The 19,570-nt window shown below is 42.4% G+C and carries 20 protein-coding genes; 4 read left to right on the top strand and 16 right to left on the bottom strand.

Annotated features, from left to right (window positions below; translation table 11 throughout):
* Nucleotides 1–63 precede the first annotated feature (63 nt).
* Nucleotides 64–1,557 (bottom strand): radical SAM protein, encoded by a 1,494-nt coding sequence (locus tag G603_RS0111255; protein WP_026670288.1) that lies wholly within the window; start codon nt 1,555–1,557, stop codon nt 64–66.
* Between the two features lie 145 nt (nt 1,558–1,702).
* Here G603_RS0111255 and G603_RS0111250 point away from each other — a divergent pair, with 145 nt between their 5' ends.
* The 4 genes from G603_RS0111250 (at nt 1,703) to G603_RS0111240 (ending at nt 4,006) form a co-directional block, all read left to right on the top strand.
* Nucleotides 1,703–2,251 (top strand): TetR/AcrR family transcriptional regulator, encoded by a 549-nt coding sequence (locus G603_RS0111250; protein WP_026670287.1) that lies wholly within the window; start codon nt 1,703–1,705, stop codon nt 2,249–2,251.
* An 88-nt stretch (nt 2,252–2,339) separates the two neighbouring features.
* On the top strand, nt 2,340–2,549 hold the full coding sequence (locus G603_RS22025; protein ID WP_242834876.1) for a DUF5714 domain-containing protein: 210 nt from the start codon (nt 2,340–2,342) through the stop codon (nt 2,547–2,549).
* A 4-nt stretch (nt 2,550–2,553) separates the two neighbouring features.
* Nucleotides 2,554–3,114, top strand: a complete 561-nt coding sequence (locus G603_RS0111245; protein ID WP_026670286.1) for a GNAT family N-acetyltransferase — start codon at nt 2,554–2,556, stop codon at nt 3,112–3,114.
* A 112-nt stretch (nt 3,115–3,226) separates the two neighbouring features.
* Nucleotides 3,227–4,006, top strand: a complete 780-nt coding sequence (locus G603_RS0111240; RefSeq protein ID WP_330367640.1) for a class I SAM-dependent methyltransferase — start codon at nt 3,227–3,229, stop codon at nt 4,004–4,006.
* Between the two features lie 89 nt (nt 4,007–4,095).
* Here the strand turns inward: G603_RS0111240 and G603_RS0111235 are convergent, their stop codons facing one another.
* The 15 genes from G603_RS0111235 to G603_RS0111165 all read right to left on the bottom strand — a co-directional run bounded on the left by G603_RS0111235 (nt 4,096) and on the right by G603_RS0111165 (nt 19,545).
* A complete protein-coding gene (locus G603_RS0111235; RefSeq protein WP_026495523.1) occupies nt 4,096–4,713 on the bottom strand; it encodes a flavodoxin family protein in 618 nt (205 codons plus the stop codon).
* A 39-nt stretch (nt 4,714–4,752) separates the two neighbouring features.
* On the bottom strand, nt 4,753–5,085 hold the full coding sequence (locus G603_RS0111230; RefSeq protein WP_026670284.1) for a DUF3795 domain-containing protein: 333 nt from the start codon (nt 5,083–5,085) through the stop codon (nt 4,753–4,755).
* Nucleotides 5,086–5,191: 106 nt separating this feature from the next.
* Entirely contained in the window at nt 5,192–5,707 is a 516-nt protein-coding gene (locus G603_RS20130; protein ID WP_051207765.1) for a GNAT family N-acetyltransferase, read from the bottom strand.
* Between the two features lie 23 nt (nt 5,708–5,730).
* The gene (locus G603_RS0111220; RefSeq protein WP_026670283.1) at nt 5,731–6,210 is read right to left on the bottom strand and encodes a GNAT family N-acetyltransferase; all 480 of its coding nucleotides are present in this window, start codon (nt 6,208–6,210) and stop codon (nt 5,731–5,733) included.
* Between the two features lie 64 nt (nt 6,211–6,274).
* Entirely contained in the window at nt 6,275–6,838 is a 564-nt protein-coding gene (locus G603_RS20125; RefSeq protein ID WP_051207764.1) for a GNAT family N-acetyltransferase, read from the bottom strand.
* 681 nt (nt 6,839–7,519) lie between these two features.
* Entirely contained in the window at nt 7,520–7,765 is a 246-nt protein-coding gene (locus G603_RS0111210) for a LytTR family DNA-binding domain-containing protein (protein WP_026670282.1), read from the bottom strand.
* 56 nt (nt 7,766–7,821) lie between these two features.
* Nucleotides 7,822–8,472 (bottom strand): CD3324 family protein, encoded by a 651-nt coding sequence (locus G603_RS22850; protein ID WP_242834875.1) that lies wholly within the window; start codon nt 8,470–8,472, stop codon nt 7,822–7,824.
* A gap of 33 nt (nt 8,473–8,505) precedes the next feature.
* Nucleotides 8,506–9,213 (bottom strand): hypothetical protein, encoded by a 708-nt coding sequence (locus G603_RS0111200; protein WP_026670281.1) that lies wholly within the window; start codon nt 9,211–9,213, stop codon nt 8,506–8,508.
* Between the two features lie 195 nt (nt 9,214–9,408).
* Complete coding sequence (locus G603_RS0111195; protein WP_026670280.1) at nt 9,409–10,431, bottom strand: galactose ABC transporter substrate-binding protein; 1,023 nt, start codon at nt 10,429–10,431, stop codon at nt 9,409–9,411.
* A gap of 266 nt (nt 10,432–10,697) precedes the next feature.
* Nucleotides 10,698–13,256 carry a beta-glucosidase gene (locus tag G603_RS0111190; RefSeq protein ID WP_026670279.1) on the bottom strand — a complete coding sequence of 853 codons (2,559 nt, stop codon included), beginning with the start codon at nt 13,254–13,256 and terminating at the stop codon, nt 10,698–10,700.
* Nucleotides 13,257–13,442: 186 nt separating this feature from the next.
* Nucleotides 13,443–14,471 (bottom strand): glycoside hydrolase family 5 protein, encoded by a 1,029-nt coding sequence (locus G603_RS0111185; protein WP_026670278.1) that lies wholly within the window; start codon nt 14,469–14,471, stop codon nt 13,443–13,445.
* A gap of 28 nt (nt 14,472–14,499) precedes the next feature.
* Complete coding sequence (locus tag G603_RS0111180) at nt 14,500–15,525, bottom strand: aldo/keto reductase (RefSeq protein ID WP_026670277.1); 1,026 nt, start codon at nt 15,523–15,525, stop codon at nt 14,500–14,502.
* Between the two features lie 22 nt (nt 15,526–15,547).
* Nucleotides 15,548–16,627: a PTS transporter subunit IIC gene (locus tag G603_RS0111175; RefSeq protein WP_026670276.1), complete on the bottom strand. Its 1,080-nt coding sequence runs from the start codon at nt 16,625–16,627 to the stop codon at nt 15,548–15,550.
* A gap of 30 nt (nt 16,628–16,657) precedes the next feature.
* The gene (locus G603_RS0111170; protein ID WP_026670275.1) at nt 16,658–17,854 is read right to left on the bottom strand and encodes an FprA family A-type flavoprotein; all 1,197 of its coding nucleotides are present in this window, start codon (nt 17,852–17,854) and stop codon (nt 16,658–16,660) included.
* A 104-nt stretch (nt 17,855–17,958) separates the two neighbouring features.
* On the bottom strand, nt 17,959–19,545 hold the full coding sequence (locus G603_RS0111165; RefSeq protein ID WP_026670274.1) for an NAD(P)/FAD-dependent oxidoreductase: 1,587 nt from the start codon (nt 19,543–19,545) through the stop codon (nt 17,959–17,961).
* Between the last annotated feature and the right edge of the window lie 25 nt (nt 19,546–19,570).

Raw genomic sequence — 19,570 nt, 5'->3', positions numbered from 1 at the left:
ACCTCCAGAAATGGCTTGGTTAAGCTGTTTCTATTATATCAGAAAGCATTCGCAATTCTATAATCATGCATGTTTTTTGAAATCTTTGGCAAGCCCTGTTTTCTTCTCTTCAAATCTCATAAGATTATCATTTTCTATCCTATTAGCCGGTGCATAATTTTCATACTTCTTTTTTTGATGTGGCTGCGATTTCCAAATCTCATCGGCAATAGGGGCCCACTTGAGAGCATAGTCATCACACTTTGCACATAAATGCTCTACACTCTCCTCCGATTCTTCATTTGTGCCATGTGCTTTTGATCTTTCAACCATCTCCCTTAGAAGTTTTGGGTTTTCGAGCATCGGACACGGTCTTAAGTGATTTTTATTAAAGGGCTGTCCCTTATGATATTCCATGAAAAGCGGACTCTTTAGCATTTCCAAAATAGAATTGTCATGAATATTAGTGTTTGAAAAATGGATGAAAACGCAAGGTTCTGCATCTCCGCTTGAGTTAATATGGAAATAATTCCTTCCACCTGCAATACATCCACCTACAGCTTCTCCGTCATTCTGAAAATCCATCGGAAAGAAGCCTGTATCACATTCGTTTGAGCGAATCCATCTGATACGTTCTATCATCAGCTTTCTCTGCTCTACGGTAGGCATCAGCTCCGGTACCGCATTATTTCCAACCGGCATATAGTGGAAGAAAAAGCCAAATCTCGCGCCTTTTTCTGCAATATACTTTATAAATTCAGGATTTGTCACGGCTTCAATATTATTTCTTGTATAGCAAATAGATGTACCAAAGAGAATTCCGTATTTTTTGAAAAGAGACATTGCATTCATCACTGCATCATAATGACCGATTCCTCTTCTTGCATCATTAGTTTCAGGTGTCCCCTCTATGGAAAGCATGAATGTAATATTTCCCAGCCGTACAACCTCTTTACAAAAATCATCATCCACAAGAGTTGAATTACTATATATTCCGAACTGCACATCATTATGCTTTTCTGCAAGCTTAAGTATATCTGCCTTCCTGACAAGGGGCTCTCCACCTGTCATCATATAGAGATACACGCCCAGCTCTTTTCCCTGAGTTACTATCTTATCCATATCGGCAAAAGACAAATTGTTCTTTGGTCCATAAGTGCCTGACCAGCATCCCTCACAGTGCATGTTGCAGGCAGAAGTAGGATCAAAAAGTATAAGCCACGGTATGTTACAGCCGTATTTTTCCCTGTTCTTCCGTATAGTCCTTGTTCCCCTGAAGAAAGCCTCGTACCCCAGATTGAGCATGGTCATTTTGGCTACATGCGGATCAGTTTCATCCACTACTCTGTTTATAAAGTTTACCCAGCGGTTATCCGGATCCTTAAATGCACGTCTAACAGCTTCCAGTTTTTCAGGATCAGCAGCCTTCTTTCCCCAAAAGCGTTCTGCTTCATCTACGAGCTTTAAGTATGTTCTGGTGCGGTCATCAGTCTTATCAAGATGGCCAAGGAATTTGTCTATCAGGACACTAAAAGCTTGTCTTTGCGCTGCATGTGAAATATTTGTAAATGTGTTCATATCGTCTCCCAGTATTTTTATGTATATTGACAAAACATCTGTCTGATAATACATTTATATCATCTATACAAATGTCGAACAATATGTTGTGCGTATTTGATACACAATTTTACAAAATGTCGTGACAATACAAATGGAGGCTAAAATGTCCACAGAGCTTGAAAAAAGGAATATACGAAGAATGTCAAATAAGGAGTCCAACAGAATTACTAAAGAATGCATCTGTGAAGCGCTGATCGGATTGATGAAAGAGCATCCGTACAAAGATATAAATATGACCATGATAATAAAAAAATCAGGAGCTTCAAGAGCTTCTGTCTACAGAAATTATCCTTCAAAAGAGGCTATCATTCAGGACATTACAAAAAACATAACTGACGAGCTCAGCGCTTCTCTAACAGGAGTGTTGCAGAAAAGTAACACATATGAGTGGTTTTTAAAGGTGTTTTCAAGACTGCACTCCGATAAAGACATGTGTGTACTTATCCGTAATTCAAATATTTCTTTTACGGATATGTTCTATAATGCCTTGTGTATTGCCTCAGACAGCGAATACGCTTCCCAACATGAATACATTGCCAGAGGTATTGCTGCCGGCTTATGGGAAGTGTCGCTGACATGGATAAAAAACGGTATGAAAGAATCTCCTGAATATATGGCAAGGGTATGCTCAGAAACCTTAAGATTGGAATGAAAATTTCTTAACGAAACATGTTTAAAAAAATTGCAAAAAAGGATTACATCAGCATCCACGGGCCTGAACATCATATTCTGGACGGAATATGGCATTTACTTCAAGCGCGATAGTAGAACTTGGAAGGATTAATGGACCCAGGTGCTGTAAAAGAGATGCCATGATAGCTTTTAAACATGGGATATTGTATGTTAATCAGCACTATGGTGTTCATCTCGAATACGAAGAGCAAACTTGTGAGTTCTCAGCACAGAATCAGCAGTGTATTAAGGACAGATGTCCATTTTATGAAGGATAATAAAATGAAAATAGAAACAGAACGATTGATTCTTCGCCCTTTTCAGGAGAGCGATGCAGAGGATGTATTTGAATATCTGAAAGAACCGGCAGTTAACTGCTTTGCCGATATGAGACTGAATACCATTGAAGAAGCTAGACAAGAGGTTATAAAAAGATCTTCTGAGACAGAGTACTATTTTGCCATAGTTCTTAAGGAATCAGGGAAAGTTATAGGTGAGATAGATGCTTATCCTGAGCCTGCTGATGAGCATGGTGCAAGTACAGAGATGGATACGTTCAGCCCATGCTGGATGCTGAATAAAGCTTATCATGGCACAGGTTATGCGTATGAAGCAGCTTACGCTTTTTTTGATTATCTTTTCAAGGATAAAGGTGCACGGCGTATTTATACATATACTGAGGACTACAACAAAGCAAGCCAGCATCTTTGTGAGAAGCTTGGTATGAGGCAGGAAGGTCTTTTCAAGGAGTTTATCTGCTTTGTAAACAACCCTGATGGAACGCCGCATTATGAGAACACCTATCAGTATGCTATCTTGAAAAAAGAATGGGGAGAAGGTTGAGAAATCATTCATGGTCTCAACAATCTATACTTAATATACAAACATAGCAATATCTTGCGAGATAAATGGTTAAGGATATACAATTTTGGGACAGGATGAAAAATATAGCGCGATGAGGAAGAAGCCAATGGAATATCGTAAGGTGTTTGACACAATTCCGGAGCAGTTTGATAAGTTCAGACCTCGTTATAGCCCAGAACTTTTTGAATATTTCATCAAGGAAGCCGGCATCGTAGCTCAAACGAAGGTGTTGGAAATCGGCCCGGGAACCGGCCAGGCGACGGATCCCATTCTTGGTACAGGCTGCGATTATAATGCTATCGAGCTCGGAGAGCATCTCTATGAGAAGATGAAAGAAAAATACGGCACAAGACCGAATTTCCATATCGTAAACGATGACTTTATTACGCACGATTTCGGGGGACAGCGGTTTGATGTGATATATTCTGCTGCGACGATCCAGTGGATTCCGGAGAAAGTCGCTTTTTCCAAGACGTTTGAACTGTTAAAGCCAGGTGGAACGTTGGCGATGATGTTTCTGATCGGTGATTATAAGACACCAAATGAGGAGCTGTACAGCAATATCCAGAAGGTTTACGACTTATATTATAAGCCAGTGACGGAATACAAGAACATGAAGGAGCCATTTGACTATCTTCATGCGACCGACTATGGCTATGTAGATCTGACTCGCCATGATTTCTATGGAAAACGCGTTTTTTCTGCGGATGAATATGTGATGTATTGTGGGACGCACAGCGATCACATTTTAATCCCGGAGCCATATAAAACGAAGTTTTTCGAAGAACTTCGGAGTGCGGCGCTTTCGGGTGGAGATAAAGTCGAGTTTAGGGATACATATGTGCTGTATCTGACGAAGAAACCGGCGTAAACGTATAAAAGATTTCTCTTTGAACATAACGTACTAAAGGCGGTGAAGGAAAACATGACAAAGTATCAGATCATAACCTAATCGCTCACTTATCCAATAAAATGTGTCCACTGGCGTTCTTCTGTCTCAGGAAGTCCATACTTCTCTTTTCCAAGAGCAATGCTCTTCATAAGGAAAGTCATATTCCTTGCAAGAGTACGCATGGTCTGAAGACCTTCAAGATCCTGCTCTGCTTCGCCCTTATCTCTTCCATGAACACTATTCCAGTATTGGCTTGTTGCAACAGCCATTCCGCAGTTCATAAAATACTTATTCAGCTGGTCAAATGTAGCGGAACATCCACCCCTGCGGGCAACAGCTATGCTTGCGCCGACTTTCATGGTTCTGTCAAAGCCGGTACTGTAAAACAATCTGTCGAGACAGGATACAAGCGTGCCATTTGCAGCGGCATAATATACAGGAGATGCCACAACAAGACCGTCTGCAGCCTCAAACTTAGGTGCAAGCTCATTAACAATGTCATCAAAGACACATTTTCCGCTCGTCTTACATGAAGAACATGCTATGCAGCCTCTGATATCTTTGTTGCCGACCTGTACAACTTCTGTTTCAACGCCCTCAGAATCAAATACCTTCACCATCTCGTTAATTGCAATAGATGTGTTGCCACCCACTCTGGGACTTCCGTTAATGATCAGTACTTTCATAGTCATGCCTCCCTTTAAATATTTAATTAATTATAGTCGCTAAGCATTCAAATTGCTACGAGCTTCTTCGTTATTTCCGATGATTGCTGCAACTTTATCGCAGCTCTTCACGTTCTGACAATCCCTGCAGGTTTCGAATCCATTCTTCATACCGCATTGTCTGATCTGGCAAAGCGAATCACAGAACGGAGTCTTCACACCATCAATGCGACAGCCCACGCAATTAATCATCTCAGGAGTAATCTCAACCTGATTCAGTTCTGTCCACTCCTTTGCGACTTTTGCTCGCAGATCATCATCATTGTTAACAGTAGCAATACGAGCCTCACAGGCTTCACAATCTAAACCGCAATATGCAATAAACTTATTCATTTTCATAGCCTCCTTTACCTGACTATATATTACATATTGGAGCACGCTATACCACTCGTTTCACTTATTAAGTGAGTTTATGCACGGATATTTCTTAACCGCAAGCTCACTCTAAATCCAGCTTATAGTAATGAGCATCAAAGTATGTCTCTTCTCCATACTTTTTGTATCGTGTTTTCTTATCTTCTGAAAAACCAAGTTTACGAAGAAGTGCGACAGAGGCAAGATTTAAATCTGCCACTTCACCGGTAACAGACTTGCCACTTGCTGCCCTGATCCATTCTATCAGCGCACCTATCATTTCGGTTCCAAGCCCTTCTTTCCAGTGGTCTTTAGATATGCAGTAACCGATGTCATAATTCTCATTTTCGGGAAAAGCACAGCAGGTACCGACACGGCTGCCATCCTCTTTCAAAATAGCTATCAGATAATATCCATCAGGACTATCCTCCATCTCAGCTACGGCCTTGCGGTAGCCTTCATCCTGATTCTCTGAGGAAGGATCAGACATATACTTTCCATTCTCTGCATCTCCCCAAAGTGCCAGCGTAAAATCAGTGTCAGTTTTTCTCCAGGACTGTATTATAAGTCTTGGTGTCTCAATATTTTTTGTAAGTAACATTCTCTAGTAATTCTCCTGTAGTTTTATTCTTTGATCATCCGGATCTCAGTATCTTCGAGGCTCTTTAAGTATTTCTCAGTGCCATCTTCATGAAATCCGTATTTTTTATAAAAAGCTATCGCCCGAGGATTGTCCTTTAATACCCACAATTCTTTCCTTGAATAATCTTTTAGTTTATCCAAAGCGGTGTCCATCAGCTGCTGCGCTACGCCCTTGCCATAATATTCTGAAAGGACATAGATTGCATTGACTTCGCCCACATCAGGCTCATCATCTCCATGCCCAAAGCAGCACACAAATCCGGCGACCTTCCCATCATCTATTGCAACATAAGTATTTTCTGGCCACTGAAAAGCCCACTCCTCACACTTTTCAAGCGTAAGCTTATCAAGATATGCCGCGCTCACAAGCTTTTCATAGGCTTCGTGCCATGACTTCCAATGGACAAAGGCTTTGCCTTTTTTCTCATCATCTGATTCCAACGGCTTTACAACAACATTCATGATTTCTCTCTTCTCGCTCAATCGAATTTTAGTTTAAATTTGCACTATTTTGCATTCTTTATTTTTAATAAAAATCCCCCATATTTTCATCAAAAATTTCTTTAGGTAATACCATTCTGTAAAATGATTGATACAGCTCCTTCAGCTTTTCCAAGTCCTCGGTTTTGTTCTGTCCAAGGACCAATATCTGGAACGGCACCTGAAAACAAAATGCTCTAACACCGGTATCTTTGCAGTTGTTTCTTAGATAAAAAGCTCGCCGCCTTAGCTGAAGCTCTTTTTCTGCTGCATCATCCGTTCTGTCCGGATCTTCTATCTCTAATATCACGGTGTCAACATCTGCAAAGTATTCTGATAGTAATTGAAGCGCTTTACCGCCAATACCTTGATTTCTCTTTTTGGGCGATATAGCAAGATAATCTATGAGATAATCCTTATCCTTTTTTACAAGAAAAGCATAGCCGATTACCTCGTCCTCATACCAGAGTCCAAGGCATTCGTATATCCCTTTATCCATAGCCTTCAATATTACATCCAGAGGCTTTTGTTCGTCTCTTGGAAAATCAAAGATGAGGCGTTCGGTATAGATACGCTCAACATCCGATGCATTAAGTTCAACAAGTTTCATACTTTATCTCCGCAAGTTCTTCCTGAGAAATGTGTTTATCTTTTCTGGCCTTCTTTAACTCTTCTCCAAGTCCATAATAATATCCTCACATAGACTTTCGCTGTCTATCTTACGGGGCCAAATGGCGTTTTCTTACTCCGTCCCCGTAATCCAGCCACTATTTCCCGCCTTTCTTACGGGGCCCAATGGCGTTTCCCTGCTCCGTCCCCGTAATCCAGCCACTATTTCCCGCCTTTCTTACGGGGCCTAATGGCGTTTCCCTGCTCCGTCCCCGTAATCCAGCCACTATTTCCCGCCTTTCTTACGGGGCCAAATAACGTTTCTCTGCTTCATCCACGTAATCTGACGACTATCACCTGCTAATCCTACAGTGATAAATAGTGTTTTACCATTATATCCCCGTAAGAAAGCCAAAGCACACCCGCAAAAAAGCAGTTGATGATTGATCAGTTGGCACTATCTGGACTTTATAGATGCACTATCATTGTACAGTACAAGTCCCACCAATGCCATAAGCAGTGGGTTTCTTCTTTCGAAACTTCAGGTTTCTTTTTGGCGCAAAATAAACCGGCAGACCTCAGACTGCCGGTAAACAATTCTTATTCTCTAAGATTCACAACCCCCTCAAAACGCATCCGCACTGGTAAGGAACTCTCTGACCATGATTACAGGACTCGACTCTTATAAAAACCTCTTCTTTATCTCTTCATACTTCTCAGAAGTCATAAGTGCTGTCTCTTCCGTATCTTTGAGCTTAACTGTATAGGTCCACCTTCCGTACACCTCAAGTTTTCTGATGGCATCAGTTTTTATGATGTAGGACTTGTGGCATCTGATGAACTGCTCAGGATCGAGTTTTTCTTCAAGTGATGACAACGACTGTGATGTAAGAAAAATGAGATAAAAACCGCTAAATAAAAAAGCCATAAAACTTGTTTGTATTAGATGACAAACAAGTTTTATGACGTTTATAAATCTTTTTTCTATCTCTGGAAATTCTTACCAAAGTTATTCCAGAAATATCCATATTCATCAGTACTTGCAAAGACAAAAGCATATTGGGCGTTGTGCTTTTCATTCTTTAAGCTCTGTAAGTACCCGGGCTGATAAGGTGTAACGAATTTCTTATTATCAAACAGAACTATCAATGGCACATCAAAGGCTGCATTACCAGCATCATCACAGTTCTCACTGGAATCATTTTCAATCAATCTCAGCGGAATCCTTACAAGCTCTGTCATGAAAAAGTCTGCACTGTCAGGCATTTCCTGCCCAAGAGAGTTTAAGTATATCCTTACCCACTCTTCACCCATACCTGCATTTGCATACTGCTTTGCAGATGTAATTGTTTTGGAAAACATTGGCAGATTCACCTTCTTTCCATAAACCAGCTTCTTTATGGTTTCAGGAGACAGGAAAAACTCCTCTGCTATCTCCATGATTGAACAACCGGAGGAATAGCGGCTGCAGATAGCTGCATTTCGCTTATTCAGTTTATCTCTGTAGCCTGATGCTTCGCCCCATCCCTTTGACTTCTCATTCTTTGGGATGTAGATAAGCTTTCCCGCAGCATATTTTTGCACTTCCTCCAAAAGCTTAGCAGGAAGAATGTCCCCGGCATTTTCGTATTTCATTTTAAGTAAATTCCTCCCGCCAAATAAATCTGATCAAAGCCTGTTCATGCGCTCTTCAAGAGCGTTTATGGACTTTACGATGGACTCGCAGGACTCTAAATCGTCAATTGATGCGTGCCATCTAAGAGTAACAATTCCCTTGTAATAAGCCATGCACAGGAAGCGCTCCTTAAAATCAGGAATTTCAATATTTCTCTTTTTTGCATATTCAAAGAGCTTTTCCGGAACAAGCAGATATGGCTTGTTGAGATCAAGGATTGCAAAATCCATCATATAATCCATGATACCTGCTCTTCCCCAGTCAGTACAGTAGGTCTTTCCATCTTCACCCACTATCATGTTGCAAAAGAACGTGTTGTTGTTTGCGAGAAATCTCTTATCTTCGCAAAAAGGCGCGTAGTGTAGAGCCTTGGCAGCTATCTCATTGTAGTAATCTTCCTTAAGGAATGTTGTTCCAAACATCTCCTTCCAGTTCTTCCAATAGCCTTCTGTTGGATCACCCAGCATATCATCCTTTATAAAAGCTTCAAGACTTTCAAAGGGTGCCTTGTTGTTCTCATCAAATTCTCCGTAGCCCTCAATTTCTGATACATCTGTATCTGCAATCTCAAAGATCATATCAAAAAAGCTCTCGTAGCATTTTTCAAATTCCTCAGGCGTTAGCTCATTTGCACTTCTTCCCTTGGGACTCATCTCTATTTTTTCCTTAGTCAGGTTTCTTATAAAAATATCTCTGTTCATTTTCATACCCTCTCTTTAATGTAATTCATGTTGTCTGTTCAAAGCGCTTTTACATTTTTTATAATATCAGCGCTCTTGTAGTATTCAAATGGAGAGAATAATTATAATTATTCTTTACCTTATCTGGGCAGACAAAAGCCCGGTACAAATATACCGGGCTTTCATCAAAGCATTTCTTATTGTATGTAGCTTCAGTTATTTAACTGAATCAAGGATTTTCTTCGCATTATCTTTTGTAACCTTAACGTAGTTACAGCCGATATAGTGGTCATTTCCGATTCCTGCAACATAGTTAATTGCAGCATCGCCTGCGCTGTGGGACTGTGTAATATGATCATTGAAAACAGTACCTGTCATTGTTCCTGCGATAACGTCATCAACTGCCTCTGCAAGAGCATCGCAGCCTACAAGATAGATGTCTGTGCCAACGGTTCTGCCTGCTGCCTTAATGGACTCAAGAGCACCAAGAGCCATGGCGTCATTATTACAGAAAACGACCTCTGTCTGAGGATGTGCAGCAAGAGACTCTGCCACCAGCTGCTTTGCTGCATCCATATCCCAGTTTCCAATCTGGTCATCAAGACACTGTACATTAATTCCCGCATCCTGAAGAGCCTTGATTGAATATTTTGTACGATACTGGGCATCGATGTTTTCAGGGTCGCCCTCGATCATTATGTACTGAACCTTGCCGTCCTTATTAAGATCAACCTTGTTTTTACCAATGTCTGAAATAATCTCTCCCTGATATGTTCCTGACTGGCGTGCATCGCAGCCTACATAGCAGACATTCATGTTTTTATCTGCCCATCTCTGCTCTTCTGCGGGGCCCGGTTCACGGTTAATATAAACAAGAGGAATTCCTGCCCCTGCCACAAGGTCCGTGATGGTTCCTGCAGAGGATGAATTAACCAGGTTCACAATAAGGACATCCACCTTATTATCGATGAACTCCTGAATCTGAGCTGTCTGGGTATCCTGATTGTTTGCTCCGTCTACAATTGTGATATTTTCTTCTGAAAATCCCTTAGAAACAAGGTAGTTTTGAAGCTCATTTCTAAAAAGTGTCATGAAATTGTCATTGAACTGGTAGATACAAACTCCGACCTTCTTGTCGGCAAGCTGCTCAGCTCCAACTTCATTTTTGGACGAACATCCTGTAAGCATAGCTATCATAAGAGCGGCAACAGTTAATAGGCTTATTAGTTTCCTTTTCATAATGACCTTATCCTCCTGTATATATGCGCATCTGTTTTTGCGTAGTATCGCAAAGTTATAATACTATTATACATAGAGAAATCGCCCACTTTCTAAAACTTCTATGTAATTTCGTTAAAATAACTATTACCTGCTCGTATTCACGGAGTGCTTTTCATCCCTGTCATCCTATAGATTGAAAAAGCTGCCACACCCCCCGTGCGACAGCTCCTTCTTAAACCTTCTCTAAAACCTTCTATTATGCTTTCCCCAAAGCTTACCCCTAATTAGTATCTGCACTTAAGTACACAGTCAAGGATACGACGTGTGCAAGCCTGCAGCTCAGCTCTTGTAACACCATTATCAAGGATGTTCTTAACATCTTCATCAGAACCGGGCATTGTAAGATCGTTACCGCTTCTTACGCAGTCAGCAGCATTTGAGCAACCATACTTAAATGTTCTCTGCTCCATCTCAATGCCGCCTGTTGTTCCCCAGTCAGTCATAACTACACCTTCGAATCCCCATTCGTTTCTGCATATAGCTGTAAGCAGATCGTAGTTATTTGCTGCGTGGATGCCGTTTATGAGGTTGTAGCTTGTCATGATTGACAGAGGCTGTGACTGTCTTACAGCTACCTCAAAGCCCTTAAGATAAATCTCACGAAGTGCTCTCTCACTTACATGAGCGTTGGTGTGCATTCTGTTATCTTCCTGGTTGTTACATGCAAAGTGTTTGATGGTTGTTCCGCATCCCTTATGCTTCTGAACACCCTTTGTATCAGCTGCTGCGCACATACCTGCAAGAAGCGGATCCTCTGAATAGTATTCGAAGTTTCTTCCGCAAAGAGGATTCTTCTGGATGTTCATACCGGGTGCAAGCCAGAGGTTAACACCAAGCTCTTCCATCTCTGTACCAACAATGTCGCCGGCTTCTTCGATAACATCCATGTTCCAGGTCTGTGCAAGCATGGTTGCAATCGGAATAGCTGTGCAGTACTGATAATACTTTGTAACTTCGCCATGTATATCTGTTGTAGGCTGTTCAAATGTTCCTGCGAAATCAAATGCCATAGCACTCTGCTCAGGAATATACTGATTCTCTTCATCAACAGCAAAGTAAGGTGTAAGACGAAGACCTGCAGGTCCGTCAGCAAGAACAAGGTTATGAACACCTCTGTCTGTTGCCATCTTGGAGCTTGTATCACCTGCTGCTCCGGGAACTACTGCTGATGCAGTACCGATTACGCTTGTTCCTCCAAAGCCGCCTCTTGCTGTACCTACGCAGAGATCTGCCATCTCTTCTCTTGTAAGCTGTCCAAGGAGATCCTCCATTGTAGCCTTACCTGACTTAACGTCCTCGAGAGTGATCTTTTCTGCCTTATCGCAGTTGTATTCTGTGGGAGCACCCTCGTACTCAGCAACAACAGTCTTGATTGCACCTGCATCAAGTGTAAGAACCTTAGCTGCTGCCTTCTCAGACTCTTCGCCGTCGTATGTAAGAGGAGTAGCACCCTTGGCTGAGATCTCGTTAAGGTCTGTATCAACCTTCATCTTGTTAGCGAGCTTCTGAGTAACGATCTCACCTGCTACTTCTACAGCTGCAGCGATGTGTGTGCTGCATGCATTTTCACCGATTCTGATGAAATACTTACCGGGCTCAAGTACATAAGATGCCTTTGATTCATCATAAGAAGCAAAATCAGAAACCTTAACCTTGATTGTAAGCTCATCGCTTTCACCGGGCTTAAGCTCTTTTGTCTTAGCAAAGCCCTTAAGCTCCTTTACAGGCTTTTCAACATTTCCGTCGGGAGCTGATACATAGAGCTGAACAAGCTGCTTTCCTGCAAACTTATCTCCTGTATTCTTAACTTCTACCTTAGCTGTGAGCTCTTCACCTGCAAGGCTTACATCCTTCACAGAGATGTCAAAGCTTGTGTAGGAAAGTCCGTATCCGAAGGGATATGCAGGCTTTTTACCAAAGCTGTCAAAATATCTGTATCCAACGAAGATACCCTCGTTGTAGTACTCATCATCTACATTGCCGTTCTGTGAGCTGAATGTGTCGAAAGCCGGATAATCTGAGTAATTCTCAGCCCATGTCATTGCAAGATGACCTGTAGGAATGGATTTTCCAAAAAGTGCATCAGCAAAAACAGTACCGATAACATTTCCTGCCTGGCTCATAAGAAGAACAGCGCCAACGCCCTTTGTGCTTCTAAGTGCCTTTGTATCTACAACACCGCCGACATTAAGTGCAACTACGAATTTATCATAGCGTGCTGCCAGCTTCTCGATGTTCTTTTTCTCATTATCTGTAAGCTCATAATCGCCTGCTACAGGCTTTCTGTCACGACCTTCACCGGAATCTCTTGCGATTACATATACAGCTGCGTCAGCATCTGCCATGTCTGCATCTGTGATTTCCTGTACATCGGGATCATGATAAGGATTGTTGAAGATCTCCATGAAGCCTGCCATGGGATTGCCTGAGTTCTCGATTAAATCCTTAACTCTTGCATCATATGCTCCCTTAGCATCTGTGCAGATCTTGTCATATTCATCAAGCCAGCTGCCTGAAACAACTTCGCAGCCTGCTTCAAGAATTCCCTGCTCAACTCCAACTACGCTTCTGCTGTTAACGTCACCTGATCCTTTACCACCCTTGATCATGTGTCTTGCACCGTTACCAAAAAGTGCGATCTTCTTAGTATCAGCAGCAAGCGGAAGAGTTCCGTCATTTTCTAAAAGAACCATACCTTCAGCAGCAAACTTACGAACCTTCTCCATGTGAGCCTTTTCTCTGGCTGACATCTCTGCTACTTTGGTAGCTTTCCAAATACTCATTGAAATAACCTCCTTATGTAATAAGATCAAATTATAGTCAAAAGTTTTTTACTACTTCTTTATGATACATCCATAAAAATACACAAATATACGATTTCACTGATTTATACATCATATTTACAGTAAATTTCACACAAAAATAGCCGGCAAAAACCGGCTATTCTTATGAACCTTTATTCTATGTTTTTACATCAGCTTAAGAATCTCATCTCTTACGCTGTCCATATGGGCATCCACAAGTCCGAAATCCATCTCCTTGTAGCTCCATGCAGCTCTGCCGATGTTGTATTTGTTAAAGCAGCTGCCTATTGCCTGATACCATTTAAGGGTATCCTTCGGAGTAGCAAGGTTGATAACACCATACTCCCCGCAGTAAAGAGCAACATTTCTCTCATTAGCTACTCTAACAGCCTCTTCCATATACTGCTCAAAATACTCTATGCCAAGCTTTTTATCCGGATCAGCAACCTTAAGTTCCTCAGGCCTGTTTCCAAGCTGTGCAAAGGCATTATCCTCGTACTGTTTGTATGTGGAATCAAATGGCATGCGGAATGAGGTATCCATAGTGTCGATCCATGCAGCGCCCTGATGTGTGAAAACAAGAGGCTCATAGCAATGGAAGTTATAAACCACATTCTCATCATAGGGATCACAGATATCCTTAAGAGCAACGATACTGTTGTTATAATATCCGCCAACAAGAATCTTGATGGTAGGTGCAAAAACTCTTACACGCTTTATGCACTCTGTGGAAACCCTGTTCCAGATATCCTTGTATTCCTTCTTGGTTACTTCGTTCAAAAGCTCAAAAGCAAGTCTGTCCTCATATTTTCCAAAACGTTTTGCAAACTGCTCCCAAAGCTTATAGAAGCGCTCCTGATATTCTTCACTTTCGAAAAATCCAAACTCCTGCTCTCCGCCATCAAAGCTGTAGCCAAAGGTCTTATGGAGATCAAGTACCATATTAAGACCGTACTTTCCAGCCCAGTCTATGGCCTTCTGAATGTAAGCAAATCCGTCTTCTTTATAGGTTCCGTCTTTTTCCTCCACAAGATCGTAATCAACGGGAACTCTGATATGATCAAGCCCCCAGCTCTTAATCTTCTCGATGTCACTTTCCACAATAAAATTATCGTATCTTTCCTTGGTGTGGTCGCACTGTGACAGCCATCCACCCAGGTTAATTCCATGTGAGAAACCGGCAAACTCCTTCATATCCGTCTCCTTTCTCTTAGTGTAATGCTTAAACCGTAATCTCTCCTGCAATAACCCTTCTGTAATCAGCAAGGTTTTTCTTCAAAAGCTCAGGCGTCTTAAGTCCATAGGGACATCTGCTCATACATGCACCGCAGTTTATGCAGTCCTCGATCTTTTCCATCTTGGCCTGCCACTCAGGAGAAAGCCATCCTGCACTAGGTGCTCTTCTGATCATAAGAGACATTCTTGCGCAGTTATTTATCTCAATTCCCGCTGCGCAGGGGAGACAGTATCCGCAGCCTCTGCAGAAATCTCCTGATAATTCCTTTCGCTCATTTTCAATGAAAGCTCTTATTTCGTCTGTCATTACAGGCTCTTTTTCAAAGAATGAAAGCCACTCATCCAGTTCGTTCATTCTCTGAATTCCCCAGATGGGAACCACATTTGGATAATCCAGCATAAATCCCATAGCAGCCTTGGAATTGGTGATAAGACCGCCTGCAAGACCCTTCATTGCAATGAAACCAACCTCCAACTCCTGACACTTTTTAACAAGGGCGATGTCCTTCTCATCAGCCAGATAGCTGAAGGGGAACTGCATGGTCTCATAGAGACCTGATTCAACGCACTCCATCGCCACTGCTATTCTGTGGGATGTAACGCCGATATGTTTTATCTTTCCCTGCTTTTTGGCTTCCACCATGCACTCATACATGCCCGTACCATCGCCCGGTCTGTAGCACTGAGTAACCATGTGGAACTGATAAACATCAATATAATCTGTTTTTAAATTAGTAAGAGAAGTCTCTAAATCCTTCCAGAACTGCTCCGGTGTCTTGGCTGTCGTCTTTGTAGCAATGTAGATCTTATCTCTCATTCCTTCAAAGGCATTTCCAAGCTTCTCTTCACTGTCACTGTAGGCTCTTGCAGTATCAAAATATCGCATTCCGCCTTCATAGGCCTTGCGAAGAATCTCTACACTCATCTCCATATCATCTCTCTGAATTGGAAGCGCGCCAAATCCGTTCTGGGGGACAACTATTCCGGTCTTACCAAGTGTTACATTACGCATAAGAAACCTCCCTTTGTTTCATTTATGATAATTTCAGATCGCCTTCCTTGATCCAGCCCATCTTTCTGAAAGCTGCTCCAAATGCACAAGTGAGCACTGCGGGAAGAATGAAGCAGATAAGCACAAGTCCGATCCAGTCAAAAGCTGTAATAGAAGCCTTTGCTCCGGTAGCTACATCATTTACCCATCCTGCATAAACACCGATCTGTCCAACAAGTCCGCAGGTACCCATACCTGATGCCACCGCACTTGCAGGGTCGTTCATCTGAAGATGGAAAACGCAGGTTGCGATAGGTCCTGTGATGGCACTTGTAAGAATAGGTGCAATCCAGATCTTGGGATTTTTAACAATATTACCCATCTGAAGCATAGATGTTCCGATACCCTGTGAGATGAGGCCGCCCCACTTATTTTCCTTAAAGGACATAAATGCAAAGCCCACCATCTGAGCACAGCATCCTGCAACAGCTGCGCCGCCTGCAAGTCCTGTAAGACCAAGGGCTGCGCAGATAGCAGCAGATGAAATAGGAAGTGTAAGTGCTATACCTACGACCACTGAAACTATTATTCCCATAAGGAATGGCTGCTGCTCAGTTGCCCACATTACTACATTTCCAACTGATGAAGCTGCTGTTCCGATAGCAGGGGCGATAAGATATGCCAGTCCTACGCCCACAAGTATGGTAGTAATAGGTGTTACAAGAATGTCTACTTTTGTCTCTCCCGCAACAGCTTTACCGCACTCTGCTGCAAGAATGGCAATAAGAAGAACTGCCAGCGGTCCGCCGGCACCGGCGCCGCCTGAAAGTGTTGTACTTCCCAGTGCATTTGCTGCATAACCAACAGTTACAAGTGAAAAAAGAACAAGAGGCGGAGCCTGAAGTGCATATCCGATAGCTACAGCCATTGCTGCACCGCTCATGGATGATGCAAATTTTCCTACCTCAGAAAGCCATGCGATTCCTGCCTGTGTTCCGATGGTGTTAAGAATCGTTCCGATAAGCAGTGATGCAAAAAGTCCCTGTGCCATAGCTGACAATGCATCAATGCCATATCTTTTCCCCGAAATGACAATGTTCTTTCTCTTCAAAAACTCTTTCATAATACTCTCCCGTTATTAAGTTTTATATTCTTAAGCCTCTGCTATAGCATCCACAAAGGCCTTAAGTTCAGGCTCGTCCGTCTCGGACAGTGCGCTCTTGATTGTGAGCACAGGCTCTACGATAGTGATGTTCTTAAGAGCCTCTAATTTTTCTCTCATGAGTTTTCCTGATGCAGGAGCCCAGGTTCCGTTCTGAGCAAGTGCGAAGGTTCTGTTCTGTACAGTAAGAGCTGCACAGTCAGACAGGAAATTCTCCATAGGTGTATAGATACCGTTGTTGTAAGTAGGACAGAACAGCACAATCTTGCCACAGCGCCATACTTCAGAAATAAGGACTGAAGCGTGGGTCTGAGAAACATCATAGATTCTTACCTGTTTGCCGCTCTTTTCCCTGAGCATTGATGCAGTCTTCTGAGCAGCACTCTCTGTATGTCCGTAAAGACTTCCGTAGATAACCACTATCTCGTCATCCTCAGGAGCATAGGTGCTCCACTTCTGGTACTTATCAATAAACCATGCGATGTTCTCTCTCCAGACAGGTCCGTGAAGAGGGCAGATAAACTTGATGTCGATACCTGCTGCCTTTTTAAGAACAGCCTGCACCTGCATGCCGTATTTTCCTACAATATTAGCATAGTATCTTCTTGCTTCATCAAGGAATCTCTTCTCAAAGTCATATTCGTCTGCAAAAATGCCTGCATCGATTGCTCCAAAGGTTCCGAATGCATCTGCAGAGAAAAGAACGCCTGTTGAAGCATCGTATGTGAACATAGCTTCCGGCCAGTGAACCATAGGCGCCATTACAAAGCTAAGGGTATGCTTTCCAAGCTCTAAGCTGTCGCCCTCAGCCACTGTGATCTTATTAATTGAACCAAGTTCAGGGAAAAACTGTGAAAGGAAAGTAAAGGTCTTGGCATTTCCTACCAGAGTTACATCAGGATACATGTAAACAACCGTTGCTATCTGAGAGCAGTGATCCGGTTCCATGTGATTTATGACAAGATAATCCAGCTTCCTGTCTGCAAGAATTCCCTTTAAATTCTCCAGGAACTGATCTGAAATGGAAATATCCGCGGTATCAAAAAGCGCAGTCTTCTCATCCAAAATGACATAGCTGTTATAGGAAACACCGTCCTCAAGAGGAAAAATGTTCTCAAATCTTGAAAGTCTCCTGTCGCTTCCGCCGATCCAGTAAGTATCATCAGTAATCTTCTTGTAATTAATCACTATCTTACCCTCCTATTTTGTTTTTATTTTCTATTTTAGAAATATGCGCTAACCTGCGCAATGTTGTATAAAAGGCGCCAAAAGAATTTGGCGCCTATTTTTGTTTAATCTATCTCGATTTCTTCGTCCTCAGGATTCTTGGTCTCAGAAGACTCATGATATTCCTTCTCGGTATTTACACTCCAGATATTGCTTCTGTCACGTACTCCTCCGAGAATATTTTTAACTGTCTCAAAGGATGTGCACATTGAGTGGTCGATATTGTTGTATCTATGCTGTCCGTTTCTACCTACGCAGTACAGATTGTCGATGGTGTTGAGGTAATCAACCAGCTTGTCCATCTCATCATAGGTATCAAAGTAAGCAGGATATGCCTTCTTAACACGCTCTACGTGATAATCGATTACTTCATCAGCATCACCGATGAGATTGATCTTAACCATCTCTTCGATTGCCATCTTGGCAAATTCATCGTCTGTCATACTCCACATTGAGTCGCCCTCATTGCAGAAGTACTCAAGTCCCATCCATACTGTGTGGTTAATGTCATTAACAAGGTAGGGTGACCAGTTATTGTAAATCTGGAAACGTCCCATGGTTACGTTCCTGTCATGTACATAAACCCAGTTATCGGGAACGATATTGCCGATGGTCTTAACATTGGTCTTATTCACAAGATTAAGGTGAGGAATAAGAACACCCAGTGTCATGTAATCTCTGTAAGGAAGACCTGCTGCAATTCTTGCGGGATCTGCAGGCACATCATTCATGCCGGCTACAAGATCCTTGATAGGCATTGAGCTGATAATATAATCGCCCTCTACAGTTACCATCTGGCCATCCTTCTCATAGGTAACTCCTGTGATATGATCGCCGTCTTTATTGATCTTAACGACCTTGGCACCTGTAATGATGGTACCGCCCTTTTTCTTGATCTCTTCTGCGGTTACATCCCAGAGCTGTCCGGGACCGAGCTTAGGATAGCTGAACTCCTCGATAAGCGAAGTCTCTACCTTGCCGCCCTTCTTGCCACTCTTTTTCTTAAAGGCATTGGCAAGAACCGCCATAATGGATACACCCTTAACGCGCTGAGCGCCCCAGCTGGGATCGATCTGTGAAGGATGTCTTCCCCAAAGGTTCTCTGTATAGTGCTCAAAGAACATGGAATAAAGCTTTTTACCGAAACGATTTACATAGAAATCCTCAAGGGAGTTCTCTTTACGCTTAAAGATCATCGCCTTGATATATGAAAATCCTGCAACTATGGTAGTAGCAAGACCCATGTTGGTGAAGGTCTCTACCTTAAGTGTGATGGGATAATCAAAAAACTTGCTGTTGAAGAAAATTCTGGAAATACGATTTCTTCTGAGCATTACCCTGTCTTCTGTCTCAGGATCGGGACCACCGGGTGTAAGTGTAGAGCTTCTCTTAAGCACGATGTCATCATAGGATGCCTTTCCCTGCTTGGGAAGCATGTTGTCCCACCACTCATTTACTTCGGGAACCTTGGAGAAAAAGCGGTGTCCGCCCATGTCCATACGGTTTCCTTTATATTCTACAGTACGTGAGATACCGCCGAATTTCTCTGTCTCCTCGAAGACAACTACCTCTATCTCATCTGATCTTGAAAGTAACTCATAGGCCGCAGTAAGACCTGCAGGACCTGCTCCAATTACTAACGCTTTCTTCATTTTAATTGTTTGCTCCATTTTATAA

The organism is Butyrivibrio sp. AE3006 (genome assembly GCF_000424165.1).
In the GTDB taxonomy this organism is placed as follows: domain Bacteria; phylum Bacillota; class Clostridia; order Lachnospirales; family Lachnospiraceae; genus Butyrivibrio.
This window is presented reverse-complemented; position numbering and strand designations above follow the sequence as displayed.